The following is a 13,033-nucleotide window of genomic DNA, read 5'->3' on the forward strand; positions in this document are numbered from 1 at the left end:
CTTATCGTGCCCAGCAAACACCATCCATCACCCACTCTTCATCCATCCTTCGAATTCCGTTGGATTTTCCGCATTTTCCCTCGAAATAAACGTCCAAAATTCAGTAAAACCAACGGAATTCGGAAGAGGGCCAACCATAAGAAAGGAACCACATGGAGCTGAGCGACGTTCGCGCACAGATTGATGAGATTGACGGCCAACTGCTCGACCTTTTCGTGCAGCGTATGAACCTTGCACGCGATGTTGCCGCAAGCAAAGTCGATACGGGCAAAGCGGTGTTCGACCCGGTACGCGAGCGCTCAAAGCTTGCCGCAATCGCCGCCCAGTCTCCCGACGGACTCCAAAACCAAAGCATTGCATTGTTCTCCCTGCTTATGAGCATGAACAAGGCTGAGCAGCTCCGCATCATCAATGGGGCGAAGGAGCAGGCGCAGTCGAAGAAGATGCGCGCCTCGTATCGTGCACTTGAAGACGCATTCCCCACCATCGCCACTGTCTGCTGCCAAGGCGTCGAAGGCGCGTATAGTCAGCAGGCCGCATGCAAGCTCTTCGATGTTCCCGACATCACCTTCTCCCCTACGTTTGAGGGCGTGTTCGAGGCAGTTGAGGCAGGTACCTGCCAGTTCGGCGTGCTCCCCATCGAAAACTCAACGGCGGGTTCGGTCAACGCCGTGTATGACCTGCTCAGCAGGCATCATTTTTCCATCGTTCGTTCTGTGCGCCTCAAAATCGATCATAACCTTCTCGCCAAACCGGGTGCCCGCCTGGAGAACATCCGTGAAGTCGTCTCGCACAGCCAGGCACTCAACCAAAGCCGCGCGTTCCTGAACAACCTTGGAGTGAAGACGACCGTATGCGAGAATACAGCGCGCGCTGCCGAGCTTGTCGCCTCGTCCGAACGCACCGATCTTGCCGCGCTTTCGTCTTTCTCCTGCGCGTCGCTTTACGGCTTGATTCCGCTTGCGCGCAATGTACAAGATTCCGACAACAACTACACGCGCTTCGTGGTTATCGCCCGTGATCCCGCCATCTATCCCGGCGCCAACCGCTCCTCGATTCAACTCACGCTCACCAGTGAGCCAGGCGCACTGTATCGCGTGCTTGAGCGCATTTACGCGCTCAACATCGACCTTGTCAAACTTGAGAGCCGTCCCGTTCCGGGCAGCGACTTCGAGTTCATGTTCTACTTCGACCTGTCGTGCGCGGCCACGAGCCCGGCGTTCGCCACGCTGCTCGACAGCCTCGACGACCTATGTGACAGCTTTACGTACTTCGGCAGCTACACGGAGGTGCTGTAATGGGTGATACGACCGCGCGTCCTTATGGAGTTCTGGGCCGAGTCCTCGGTCACAGCTATACGCCTGTGATTTATCGCGAGCTTGCGGGAATCGACTATCGTAAGTTTGAAGTTGAACCCGAACACCTTTTGGAGTTCATGCGTTCCGACGTGTGGGAAGGAGTCAACGTCACCATTCCCTACAAAAAGGACGTGTATGAAATCGTCGATGATGTCTCCCCGATCGCGCAACGCTTGGGAAACGTCAACACCGTGACACGCCTGGTCGACGGAAGGCTTCGCGGCGACAACACGGATTACTTCGGCTTCAAAGTGCTGCTTGAGTCACTCGGCCTGTCGCTTGCTGGAAAAAAAGCAGTGGTGTTCGGTGGAGACGGCGGCGCTGGCACAACTGTCCGAACCGTCCTTGCCGACATGGGAATGGATCCCGTGTCGATTGGACGAGAAGGCGCGGACACCTACGAGAAGCTTGATCTGCACGCAGACGCTGCACTCGCGGTCAACTGCACGCCCGTTGGCATGTACCCCAACTGCCCCGCCGCCCCTTGCACACTCGATGCGCTTCCCAACCTTGAGGGTTTCATTGACATCGTCTACAACCCCGCTTGTACGGGCCTCATGATGGAAGCGGAGAAGCGCGGCATTCCCTGCGCAGGCGGATTGCTCATGCTGGTTGCCCAAGCCGCTCAAGCCGTTGAACGCTACACCGGGGACATTATTTCGGTCGACCGTATGCTTGATGTTACCAAGCGGCTTTCGGCCACCGAACAGAACATCGTGCTCATCGGCATGCCTGGCTGCGGGAAGACCCGAGTGGGCGAGCAACTTGAAAAGCTATTGGGACGCGAACGCATCGACATCGACCAGGCTCTTGCCGAACGCTTGGGTATGAGCTGCGCAGATTTCATCGAACAGCAAGGCGAGGTCGCATTCCGCGAACAAGAAGCCGCTATGGTGGCGGAAGTTGCCAAGCAATCGCGACTCATCATTTCCTGCGGTGGCGGCGTAGTCACCCGACCTGAGAATTATCCGCTTTTGCATCAAAATAGCCTTATCGTCATGCTCAACCGTCCCTTGGAAGAGCTTTCGAAGAAGGGGCGCCCCATTACGGCGCGCGACGGTATCGAAGCGCTCGCCGAACGCCGCATGCCACTGTATCGGTCCTGGGCGGACATCGTCATTGATTCACTCAATTGCGCCGCCAATACTGCGCAGGCGGTATGCGATGCCCTGCCTCCCATGCTCGAGATGTAACAAGAGCCCTATTCCGTGTCTTTAAGGAGTGTCCATGAAAGCCCTGGTTATCAATGGTCCCAATCTCAATATGCTCGGAATTCGCGAGCCGAACATCTACGGTTCCGACAACTACGAGGCGCTCGTCGAGATTTGCCAAACTGCCGCTGAAGAGGCAGGATTTACGGGCGTCGAAGTATTTCAATCAAACCATGAAGGAGCTCTTGTCGATCGCGTTCAAGAGGCGTACGGCACTATCGACGGCATCGTAATCAACCCCGCTGCATATACGCATACCAGCGTCGCGATCCTCGACGCCCTAAAAGCCGTCGCCATTCCCGCAGTTGAGGTTCACATTTCAGCTGTTGAAGAGCGCGAAGATTTTCGCCAAATCTCCTATGCCGGCATGGCATGTTTTGCCACTATCACCGGCGAAGGGCTGCAGGGATACGCCCACGCTCTACAGCTTCTTGCGGAAAAGCTTGGACTTTAACCTTTTGGCTCCACTGACATTTGCATTAGAACGGCTCAATGAAGGGCAAAACTCTCGAAGACGCATGGAAAGTACTCGAATTCGGTTCAATTTCTACGACATGCGAAGTATACGACGATTTCGAGTCAAAACGCCTGAAGAAACCGCAGGTACAGTGCTCGCATTTTTCTCAATATCAAGCTCTGCTCGACATGTCCGGAAAATTGAACCGAATTCGCGAGGTGGAGTGCCATCGAATAGCGTTTGACGTCCATTGAGTAATCAAATCAGCTCTTTGAATACGGCCATAGAGCCAGGCCATATATCATCCCATGCTCAAGCAGTCCTGCTCACGACGAAGGCGCCACCGGCGCCTTCTGTTCGTGCGGAACTGCGCGTGGGACTATATATGGCCTGATCCAGCAAACGATTTAACGCTATTTCCCGCTAATAATTTGATGCAAGGCTAAAACAGCAGGTTCTACCACATGGGAAATCACACGCACCAACGACGCAATCGACTTCTTATTCCAAATCGCTGTACACAGAAAAGAGGTCCACAGCAAATGCTGTGGACCTCTTAATAAAAGCTTAGTGCGTTATCGCTACTCTGCCTCGTGATGACGACGCGGGGTGCGGCCGCCGCTGTCGCCGGGACGGCGCGGGCGATCTCCGCGCTCGCGACGCTCACGGTTGGGACGGTCGAAGCCGCGGGCACCGTTGTCGCGGCTGCTGCGGCGCTCACGACGCTCGCCACCCTCGGAGCGGCCAGAGCCGGAACCCTCAGGAGCCTCGGGCTTATCAAGGCGATCAAGCGAGATCTTGCCCTTGTCATCGATCTCGATGACCTTGACCTTGACCTCATCGCCCACGTTCAGCACGTCCTCAACGCGCTCAACGCGACCCTGGGCAACGCGGGAGATGTGCAGCAGGCCGTCCTTGCTGCCGAACAGGCGCACGAAGGCGCCGAAGGACTGGACGGTCACGACGCGACCGTCGTAGACCTCGCCGACCTCGGGCTCCTTCACGATAAGCTGGATGCGCTCGATGGCCTGGCCCACCGAGTCGCCCACGCCGCCCACGTAAATGGTGCCGTCTTCCTGAATGTCGATGGAAGCGCCGGTCTCATCCTGGATACCGCGGATGGTCTCGCCGCCCTTGCCGATGACCTCGCGGATCTTATCGACGGCGATGGAGATCGTCGTGATGCGCGGGGCGGTCTCGCGAGTGTCCTCACGCGGGCCGGGGATAACCTCGAGCATCTTGTCGAGAATGTAGGCACGACCCTCTTTTGCCTGCTCAAGAGCAGTGCGCAGGATGTCGAACGTCAGGCCGGTCGCCTTGTTGTCCATCTGGAGCGCCGTGATGCCGCGCTCGGTGCCGGTGACCTTGAAGTCCATGTCGCCGAGGAAGTCCTCGAGACCCTGGATGTCGGACAGCACGACCGTTTTGCCCTCCTCCTGGATGAGGCCCATGGCGATGCCGGAAACGGGGCGCTTGATGGGCACGCCGCCGTCCATGAGCGCCAGGCAGCTGCCGCAGGTGGAAGCCATGGACGAAGAGCCGTTGGACTCCATGACCTCGGAGACGACGCGAATGGCGTACGGGAACTCGTTCTCGTCGGGCAGCACGGGCAGCAAGGCGCGCTCGGCCAGGTTGCCGTGGCCGATCTCGCGGCGCTTCGGGGTGCCGATGCGCCCGGTCTCGCCGGTGCAGAAGGGCGGGAAGTTGTAGTGATGCATGTAACGCTTGCCCTCGACCGGCTCGATGGTATCGAGACGCTGGGCCTCGTTGAGCATGCCGAGCGACAGCACGGAAAGCACCTGGGTCTGACCGCGCTGGAACAGGCCGGAGCCATGCACGAGCGGCAGGTAGTTGTCCTTGACCATGATGGGACGGATCTCGTTGGCGGCACGGCCGTCAACGCGCTCGCCGGTCTCGACGACCATGCGGCGCATGGCGGTCTTCTCGAGCTTCTTGAGGTTCACCGGAATCTCGCGCTCCCACTCGAGCTGCTCCTCCTCGGTGAACTCGGCCTTGATGGCCTCCTTGAGCTCTGCGACCTTGTCCTGGCGGGCGAGCTTATCGGCGTCGCGCAGGGCGGCGGCCATCTCATCGTAGTGGGCGAAGATGCGGTCGTGGACCTCCTCGACCGGCTCGTCGAGCGGATACTCGCGCTTGACGATCGGGCCGTTGACCTGCTCCCACTCCTCGACAAAGGCGAGCTGGGCGTCGCAGAAGGCGCCGATGGCCTCCTGACCGAACTGCATGGCGTCGAGCATGTCCTCCTCGGACACCTCCTCGGCACCGGCCTCCACCATGGAGATGAAGTCGCGCGTGCCCGCGAGCTCGAGATCGAGGTCGGAGCCCTCGCGCTCCTCATAGGTGGGGTTCACGATGAACTCGCCGGTCTCCTTGTTGCGGGCGATGCGCACGCAAGCAAGCGGTCCCTCGAAGGGCACGCCGCCGATGAGCATGGCAAGCGAGGCGCCCATGACGCAGATGACGTCGACGGGGTTCTTCTGGTCGGCAACAAGCGAGGTTGCAACAACCTGCACCTCGTTGCGGAAGCCGTCTGGGAACGACGGGCGGATGGGACGGTCGATCATGCGGGCGGTAAGCGTGGCCTTCTCGGAGGGACGGCCCTCACGCTTGAGGTAGCCGCCGGGAATGCGGCCCGCGGCGTACATTTTCTCCTGGAAGTCCACCGTGAGCGGGAAGAAGTCGTAGTTCTTGCGCTCCTTGGACACCACCACGGTGTTCAGCACGGTAGAATCGCCCTGCTTGACGAGGGCGGCGCCGGTTGCCTGCTTGGCGAGCTCGCCGGCTTCCAGCACGTAGGTCTTGCCGTACAGATCGAAGGTCTTGCTAACGAGTGTCATGTATTACTCCAATCCCCGTATGCCCCTTGCACACGGGCTTCTAAAGGTCGACGGGACCCTCCCGCCGATCGGTGTGAAGACGCGCCGTTGCGGCCTGTGCGTCTCCCACATGAAAAGGGGCACCTTGCGGCGCCCCCACATGCACGAACTTGGCGACTACTGGATGTTGTCGCGAATGCCGAGTTGAGCGATGAGCTCACGGTACTCGTTGATGTCGTTCTTCTTGATGTAGGAGAGGAGACGACGACGCTTACCGACGAGCATGAGCAGGCCGCGGCGGGTGTGGAAGTCCTTCTTGTGGGACTTCATGTGCTCGGTGAGCTCCTTGATGCGCTCAGTGAGGATGGCAACCTGAACCTTGGAGTTGCCGGTGTCCTGGGCGTTCTTGCCGAACTGGGCGGTGAGCTCCGCCTTGCGCTCCTTGGAAATCGTCATGATTTCACCTTTCTGCTAACGGTCGCGGGAATGCGCTTCCCCATGACCTCGATTCGCCCTCATCTGGGAACGCCGCCGGTGTGAGCGAACGTCCAAGGTGGGGGTACCAACAGGTCGATATGTTACCACAGAAGCGCTGGCAGACGACATAAAAGCACAACTAGACCGTTGTGCACGGGATTTGCATAAACCGAGCCGCTATCTAGCATCCCAGCATGAACTCGAGCGCGCGGAGACGACAATCGAGATGCGTGGCAGCCCACAGGTGCGCCAGCGCCAGCAGATGCGATGCAGTGAAAGAGTCGATCTGCGCCGCCGCCAGCTCCGAAAACCGCAGCGCGATAAGAGCGGACAGCCATGAGAGCGTCACTGGATCGAGTTCCTCCGCACCCGCGATATTCGAAGCGCAACTCGCGCACAACACGCCACCGGCCTGCGCTGAGAAATACGTTGGTGCCTCATCACCACATGCGACGCAACCCGTGTAGTCAGGCCGATACCCCACATGCGAGAGCAGTTTAAAGATGTACGCTGCAACTAGAAGATCGAGATGAGCGGAATCCACAGAGGCGATCCATTCGAGAACCGCACTGGTGATGGGGAAAACAAACGGATCGTCGGCGTCCTCGAACGTGCAACGGCTCGCAACCTCGGCCACAGCCGAACCCGCAGTGAGCAGCTCGTAGCTCGGGCTCGCACCCAGAGGAGCTGCGATCAGATCGGCTTGTGAAACGACATCAAGATTGCGGCCATGAGCCAACAACAAATCGACCTCGCAACACAGCTCGCACCGCGCCGCCAAACGGCCCCCCGGTTTGCGCGCGCCCTTCGCAACCGCGCGAATCTGCCGTCCGCTCTCGGCAACCAACGTGAGGATGAGGTCGGTTTCCTTGAGCTTCGTCTTATCGAGGACGATCGCCTTCGTGCGATATGTGCGACTACCAGCCATGGTGCGCTCCGGATGCAAACTGCACAGTAGTCCAACATATATCATCGCCTGCTCGGGCAGTCCTGCTCGCACGAAGAGCCCACTGGGCTCTTCGGCTCGTGCGGAACTCGCATTCGACGATATATGTTGGACTTAGCTGCATCGTCATTTACTCGTCGTCGGGTGCCGCATAGCCAAAACGACGAATCTCGCGCGCGTCCTCGCGCCAGCGCGGCTTCACGCGCACATCAAGGCTCAAGAACACGCGGCAACCGAACATCTTCTCAAGGTCACGACGCGCTTCGACACCGATGCGCTTGATCATCTCGCCGCCCTTACCCACGATGATGCCCTTTTGGCCTTCACGTTCCACATACACAGTTGCATGCAAGCGCAGCAAATCGCGTTTGGGACGCTCGAACTCATCGCAGATGACACCAACTGCGTGCGGAATCTCCTCGCGCGTGTGCAGCAGCACCTTCTCACGCACGAACTCCGCGACCATGACCTCTTCGGTCTCATCGGTATCCATACCCTCAGGATACCAACGCGGGCCCTCGGGCAGATACTCCGCAACCACATCGACAAAGGTCTCGACGTTGAAGCCCTCGGTGGCAGACACCACGAGCTCATCGTCGAAATCGACCAACTCATGCGCAGCGGCGAGCTGGGCCTGCATCTGCTCGGGCGTCGCCTTGTCCGCCTTCGTGAGCACCAGGATTTTTGGAGCTCGAGCTGCGGCAACACGCTCGGCAACCCACGCGTCGCCACGGCCGATCGGCGCGCTCGCATCAATTACGAACGCAATCACGTCAACATCGGAGAGCTCACCCAACGCACTCTTATTCAACTCTGAGCCCAAACCGTCCTTGGGCTTATGGATACCCGGCGTATCCACGATCACAAGTTGGCAGTTTTCACGGTTCACCACAGCACGCAAACGGCGACGCGTAGTCTGCGCCACGGGCGAGGTAATGGCGATCTTCTGGCCAAAACAGGCATTGAGCAGCGTCGATTTACCGGCGTTGGGACGCCCGACAAGTGCGACGAAACCCGAACGAAAGCCCTCGGGAACATCCGTACCAAACGAGAGGCCAGCGGAAAGACTCTCGTCTTCACCCAGCTCACCCGACTCGATCATGGCATCGAGCTCCTCGTCGGAAAGGTCGGCGAACGGATCGAAATCTACCATGTCGGACATCTGAATCTCCTCGAATCAAACACGTGAAACCTAAAACGGAAAATGGACAAGACAGGCAAACAGCGCAGAAGGACAGCGCAGGTAAAACCCCGCACCCGCCAGCAATCCTCACTGCCTAAACCGTGCGAATACCCAGCATATACAGCAGATTAAGCGCATGGGCAAACACAATGACGCCCACAATCGCCGCAGCAACAGAAAGAACAAACACGCTCGCCGCCGCGATATCTTTGGCGCGCTTGGCGAGCGGATGCAGCTCGGGAGAAGCAAGGTCCACAACCGCCTCGAGCGACGTGTTAACCAACTCGGCGGAAATCACCATGCCGATGCAAATGGTCACGATGCTCCACTCGAGCCAGTTGAGTCCCACAACCGTACCCGCGACATACGTCGCCAAACCGGCAAGCAGCTGGACCTTGATGTTGCGCTCAGTCCATACCGCCGTGAAAAACCCTTGGATTGCATAGCCGAATGAGCGGACGAACGAAGGGTGCTCTTTGTTGGAACCGGGAATCATGACGTTCTCCAGATAGTCGTGGTTGGTCGTAGGTAGTGGCTAGTCGTTAGTCATTCTCGTGATGCGTCAGCGGACCATGAACGATGGCATCCGGGTCATCGCCGCGGCAAGCCGCCAGCTCACGCAAAAGCTCATCCTCGCGGGCTTCCATGACCTCGGCTTCATCGTCCTCGATATGATCGTAACCCAGCAGATGCAACAACCCATGCACCAGCATTAATCGGCATTCATCAGCAGGCGTGTTACCAAAGTCCGGGGCCTGTGCCGCGATAACCTGGGGAGCCAAAATCACATCTCCCAGCTCAAGTACCCCATCCGCGGGGATATCCTCGTCAAAGGCACTGTCGCACTCAAAGGAAAGAACGTCGGTCGTGCGGTCGATGCCGCGCCACTCGGCATTCAGAGCGTGCATCTCCTCCTCATCGACGAAGGAGACGGAAATCTCAACTTCTCGCTCCACGCCCTCGGCTGCCAAGACGTGCGCCGCGATAGAGCAAACCTCATCTTCGGAAATCAGCGTCGATAGCTCGGCATCGTTACTTATGAGCACGGCCATGGCCGCTCCCCTCTTTACGTGCATCAAACGCGTCGTACGCCTCAACGATTTTGCCCACCAAGCGGTGGCGCACCACATCGGTACGTGTCAGGCGAACGAACACGATATCATCTACGTCACCCAAAATCTCCTCGGCTTCCGCCAAACCGTTGCGTTTACCGGGAAGATCGCGCTGACTCGCATCACCGGTGATGACAAACGTCGAGTTGAAGCCCAAGCGCGTGAGGAACATCTTCATCTGCTCGGGCGTGGTGTTTTGTGCCTCATCCAAAATCACAAAAGCGTCGTTAAGCGTGCGGCCGCGCATATACGCCAACGGGGCGATTTCCACCACACCGCGCTCGACGAGCTCATGGGCGCGCTCGGTATCCATCATGTCAAAAAGTGCATCGTACAGCGGACGCACGTACGGGTCGACCTTCTCTTCGAGCGTACCGGGCAAAAAGCCGAGGTTCTCCCCCGCCTCAACCACGGGACGCGTGAGAACCAAGCGACCCACCTCATGGCGCTTGAGTGCGGCGACGGCCATCGCCATAGCGAGATACGTTTTGCCCGTACCAGCGGGACCCAGGCAAAACGTCACCGTGTTATTGCGAATCGCGTCGATATAACGCTTTTGACCCGGCGTTTTAGGGCGAATGGCCTTACCGCGATACGTGAGCAAAATGTCATCGCGAAAACCCGAGGCGTCCGCCTCTTCCGCACGCATGGCATCAATGGCGCGTTCGACATCATCGGTTGTGGAAACCTCATTTCCCGCGGCAATCTTGATGAGATGCGTGAATAAGCGTACGAGAACCTCGACCTCGGAAGGCTCACCCGCAATCGAAATATCCGTGCCGCGCACGACGATCTCGCCCTCGCAACGGCGCTCGATGGTGCGTAGCAGTACGTCCCCGGCGCCCGTGATGCAGGCAGGGTCGATACCCTCGGGAATAGATAGGCGAACCTTTGCGACGTCGGTGCTCAATACACGCTCCTCATCAGGTGATCGGCCCCTTAGGGGCGACAAGACTTGTACTCGGCGCGCTCACGCAAAACCGCGTGAAGCGTTCCGTGATCATCCATACCCATGATAGCAACAGTTACCAGCGCTCCGGTAGCCTCGGCATCTGCATCGTCCACCACCACGCGGTGGAAACTGCCGAGCGTGCCGCGGTTACCGTACTCGAGCACCGCACGCTCGCAGGTGCCGATGCGGGCACGTGCATCGGCTTTGGAACAGTCAAGCGCCGTCGCGCGCAGTGCAGCCGCACGTGCCGCCATGACCTCGGGGTCGACCTGATCAGGGGCAGTAGCGGCGGGAGTCCCAGGACGTGCGCTATAGCGGAACACGTGCATATGCGCAAAACCGATTCGCTTGCAGAAATCCAGGCTCTCCTGGAATTCACGCTCGTCTTCACCGGGGAATCCCGCAATGATGTCGCACGATATAGCCGCAGCAGGCAGCTTTGCGCGAATCATATCGACCATCGCGGCATATTCGTCCGCAGTATATGGGCGGTTCATGCGGACGAGCGTGTCGGTGCAGCCAGATTGCAAGGGCAGATGCAAAAACGGTGCCACGCGATCGCCGCCCGCCACCATAGCGTCTATCAGACGCTCGTTGACATCCATGGGCTCGAGCGAAGACAAGCGGACCTGCGGGATGGAAGTCTCACGCAGGATAATTGAAAGCAGCTCATCGATTTCGATGTGCGCGTCATCCTGGTTCGCATAATCGTAAGCACCGAGGTTAACGCCCGTGAGCACGACCTCGGGAATACCGGCGGCTTCCGCCGTACGCACCTGCTCGAGCACCGACTCGACTGGCACCGAACGTTCGGGCCCGCGAGCTTTCCACACGATGCAATACGTGCAGCGGTTGTTGCACCCATCCTGCACCTTGATACCCAGACGGGAACGGCCAAGCAAGCCGGCGAGATCATGTACAGAATCAGTTGCGTCCGCTGCCATACCGTGCGAACCGCTCATCACGTGTGGCATACCGGCGAGTTCCGCCACACGGGCAGCGACGTCGATTTTAGACGCTTCGGCAACAACGCGATCAGATAGCTCGGTGAGCTCCTCTGGATGCAAGTTCACCACGCATCCCGTCACTACGACCATCGGTTCCTGCGGCAGGTTCAGCGCATGACGAACCGCCTTGCGCGTCTTTGCTTCTGCCTCGCCGGTCACCGCGCAGGTGTTGATGACGATGATCTCCGCTTCGTCCTGATCGACGAGCGCGAAGCCCGCCGCGGCAAGATCGGCGGTGATGCGGTCGGATTCCACACGGTTGACGCGACAGCCCAGGTTAACTACGCACACGAACGGACGGCTCATGACAAACCCTTAATCGAGGATATCGTCGATGGCATCGCGGATGCGATCGCCCACCGAGCGTTTCTTGGGCTCACCTTCAGTCTGTTCGTCCGAAAGCTCAACGTATTGCTCGAGCAGCGCACGTTGCTCATCGGAAAGGCTTGTGGGAACGACGACCACGATATGCCCGATAAAGCGTCCACGCGAACCGCCGCCGCCGATGCGGGGCATGCCGTGCTCGGGAACCGCGACCGTGTCACCGTACTGAACACCAGCGGGAATCTCGAGATCAAACACCTCGTCAGGCAGAATGCCCTCGACCTTGACCGTGCAACCGAGGGCCGCCTGCGCAATGCCGATACGGACTTCGGACAACAGGTCGTCGCCACGGCGCCTAAAGCGCTCGTGCTCCTCGACCTGAATGGTGACGAGCAAATCGCCCGCCTGGGCACCGCGATAGCCCGCCTCACCGTAATCGCGCACACGCAGCTGGCGCCCCGTGGAAACGCCAGCGGGAATCTCGACGTCGATCTTCTCGTGTTTGTGAGCACGACCCTGGCCGTGGCAATGGGGGCACGGCTTATCGATGATCGTTCCCTCGCCATCGCAATCCGGACACGGAGCGGTGGACTGCATCTGGCCAAAAATCGAACGCTGAACGGTGGTCACATATCCCGTTCCGCCGCAACGCGGGCACGGCTTTTCCGAGCCGCCCTCTTCCATGCCGGAACCGTTGCAGTCCTCGCACGAGGCAAGCCTGTCATAGGAGATGGTCTTTTTGCAGCCCGTTGCGGCTTCTTCGAGGGAAATCGACAGGGAAATCGCCATGTCGCGACCGACACGACGCTGGGCACGGCTGCGTGAACTCGAACCTGCGCCGCCGGCGGCACCGCCGAAGAACGAAGAGAAGATATCGTCGACGCCCATGCCGCCGAAGATGTCAGAGAAATCTACGTAGCCGGAACCCACGCCATCGACGGTTCCATAGCGATCGTACATGGAGCGCTTCTGCTCGTCCGAGAGGACCGAATATGCCTCGTTGAGCTCGGCGAACTGCTCGTTGGCATCGGGAGCGTCGTTGCGGTCGGGATGTAGCTTGATCGCCTTCTTGCGAAACGCGCGCTTGATCTGCTCGGGTGTTGCATCACGCTCGACACCCAATACCTCGTAGTAATCCCTTTTTTCCGCCACGACGTGGCCCTCCCCCA

At 59.0% G+C, this 13,033-nt stretch carries 12 protein-coding genes; 3 read left to right on the forward strand and 9 right to left on the reverse strand.

Going from position 1 to position 13,033, the window contains the following annotated elements; translation table 11 throughout:
* Window positions 1-152: 152 nt before the first annotated feature.
* Genes C1711_RS01675 through aroQ form a run of 3 tightly spaced genes read left to right on the forward strand, consistent with a single transcriptional unit; the run spans window position 153 to window position 3,023 of the window.
* Window positions 153-1,298, forward strand: coding sequence for a bifunctional chorismate mutase/prephenate dehydratase (locus C1711_RS01675; RefSeq protein ID WP_102337502.1), 1,146 nt, complete (start codon window positions 153-155; stop codon window positions 1,296-1,298).
* The gene (locus C1711_RS01680; RefSeq protein ID WP_102337503.1) at window positions 1,298-2,551 is read left to right on the forward strand and encodes a shikimate kinase; all 1,254 of its coding nucleotides are present in this window, start codon (window positions 1,298-1,300) and stop codon (window positions 2,549-2,551) included. The genes C1711_RS01675 and C1711_RS01680 overlap by 1 nt, the downstream gene beginning before the upstream one ends.
* 34 nt (window positions 2,552-2,585) lie before the next feature.
* A complete protein-coding gene (gene aroQ, locus C1711_RS01685) occupies window positions 2,586-3,023 on the forward strand; it encodes a type II 3-dehydroquinate dehydratase (protein ID WP_102337504.1) in 438 nt (145 codons plus the stop codon).
* A 584-nt stretch (window positions 3,024-3,607) separates the two neighbouring features.
* Here aroQ and C1711_RS01690 read toward each other — a convergent pair.
* The 9 genes from C1711_RS01690 to dnaJ all read right to left on the reverse strand — a co-directional run bounded on the left by C1711_RS01690 (window position 3,608) and on the right by dnaJ (window position 13,016).
* On the reverse strand, window positions 3,608-5,884 hold the full coding sequence (locus tag C1711_RS01690; protein WP_102337505.1) for a polyribonucleotide nucleotidyltransferase: 2,277 nt from the start codon (window positions 5,882-5,884) through the stop codon (window positions 3,608-3,610).
* Between the two features lie 156 nt (window positions 5,885-6,040).
* Entirely contained in the window at window positions 6,041-6,319 is a 279-nt protein-coding gene (rpsO, locus tag C1711_RS01695) for a 30S ribosomal protein S15 (protein ID WP_102337506.1), read from the reverse strand.
* 202 nt (window positions 6,320-6,521) lie between these two features.
* Window positions 6,522-7,268 carry a DNA repair protein RecO gene (recO, locus tag C1711_RS01700; protein ID WP_102337507.1) on the reverse strand — a complete coding sequence of 249 codons (747 nt, stop codon included), beginning with the start codon at window positions 7,266-7,268 and terminating at the stop codon, window positions 6,522-6,524.
* Between the two features lie 148 nt (window positions 7,269-7,416).
* On the reverse strand, window positions 7,417-8,448 hold the full coding sequence (gene era, locus C1711_RS01705) for a GTPase Era (RefSeq protein ID WP_102337508.1): 1,032 nt from the start codon (window positions 8,446-8,448) through the stop codon (window positions 7,417-7,419).
* Between the two features lie 115 nt (window positions 8,449-8,563).
* Complete coding sequence (locus tag C1711_RS01710) at window positions 8,564-8,965, reverse strand: diacylglycerol kinase family protein (RefSeq protein ID WP_102337509.1); 402 nt, start codon at window positions 8,963-8,965, stop codon at window positions 8,564-8,566.
* A gap of 46 nt (window positions 8,966-9,011) precedes the next feature.
* A complete protein-coding gene (gene ybeY, locus C1711_RS01715) occupies window positions 9,012-9,521 on the reverse strand; it encodes an rRNA maturation RNase YbeY (protein ID WP_102337510.1) in 510 nt (169 codons plus the stop codon).
* On the reverse strand, window positions 9,502-10,491 hold the full coding sequence (locus C1711_RS01720; protein WP_102337511.1) for a PhoH family protein: 990 nt from the start codon (window positions 10,489-10,491) through the stop codon (window positions 9,502-9,504). The genes ybeY and C1711_RS01720 overlap by 20 nt, the downstream gene beginning before the upstream one ends.
* A gap of 29 nt (window positions 10,492-10,520) precedes the next feature.
* Complete coding sequence (mtaB, locus tag C1711_RS01725; RefSeq protein WP_102337512.1) at window positions 10,521-11,846, reverse strand: tRNA (N(6)-L-threonylcarbamoyladenosine(37)-C(2))-methylthiotransferase MtaB; 1,326 nt, start codon at window positions 11,844-11,846, stop codon at window positions 10,521-10,523.
* A gap of 9 nt (window positions 11,847-11,855) precedes the next feature.
* Window positions 11,856-13,016, reverse strand: coding sequence for a molecular chaperone DnaJ (gene dnaJ, locus C1711_RS01730; RefSeq protein WP_102338520.1), 1,161 nt, complete (start codon window positions 13,014-13,016; stop codon window positions 11,856-11,858).
* Window positions 13,017-13,033: the final 17 nt, after the last annotated feature.

The organism is Collinsella provencensis (assembly GCF_900199705.1).
Lineage (GTDB): Bacteria > Actinomycetota > Coriobacteriia > Coriobacteriales > Coriobacteriaceae > Collinsella > Collinsella provencensis.

What these genes read in the sequence shown, in the direction of transcription:
- era (WP_102337508.1), bottom strand. Translation starts at nt 8,448, where the DNA reads ATGTCCGACATGGTAGATTTCGATCCGTTCGCCGACCTTTCCGACGAG.
- aroQ (WP_102337504.1), top strand. Translation starts at nt 2,586, where the DNA reads ATGAAAGCCCTGGTTATCAATGGTCCCAATCTCAATATGCTCGGAATT.
- mtaB (WP_102337512.1), bottom strand. Translation starts at nt 11,846, where the DNA reads ATGAGCCGTCCGTTCGTGTGCGTAGTTAACCTGGGCTGTCGCGTCAAC.
- C1711_RS01690 (WP_102337505.1), bottom strand. Translation starts at nt 5,884, where the DNA reads ATGACACTCGTTAGCAAGACCTTCGATCTGTACGGCAAGACCTACGTG.
- rpsO (WP_102337506.1), bottom strand. Translation starts at nt 6,319, where the DNA reads ATGACGATTTCCAAGGAGCGCAAGGCGGAGCTCACCGCCCAGTTCGGC.
- C1711_RS01680 (WP_102337503.1), top strand. Translation starts at nt 1,298, where the DNA reads ATGGGTGATACGACCGCGCGTCCTTATGGAGTTCTGGGCCGAGTCCTC.
- C1711_RS01710 (WP_102337509.1), bottom strand. Translation starts at nt 8,965, where the DNA reads ATGATTCCCGGTTCCAACAAAGAGCACCCTTCGTTCGTCCGCTCATTC.
- recO (WP_102337507.1), bottom strand. Translation starts at nt 7,268, where the DNA reads ATGGCTGGTAGTCGCACATATCGCACGAAGGCGATCGTCCTCGATAAG.
- C1711_RS01675 (WP_102337502.1), top strand. Translation starts at nt 153, where the DNA reads ATGGAGCTGAGCGACGTTCGCGCACAGATTGATGAGATTGACGGCCAA.
- ybeY (WP_102337510.1), bottom strand. Translation starts at nt 9,521, where the DNA reads ATGGCCGTGCTCATAAGTAACGATGCCGAGCTATCGACGCTGATTTCC.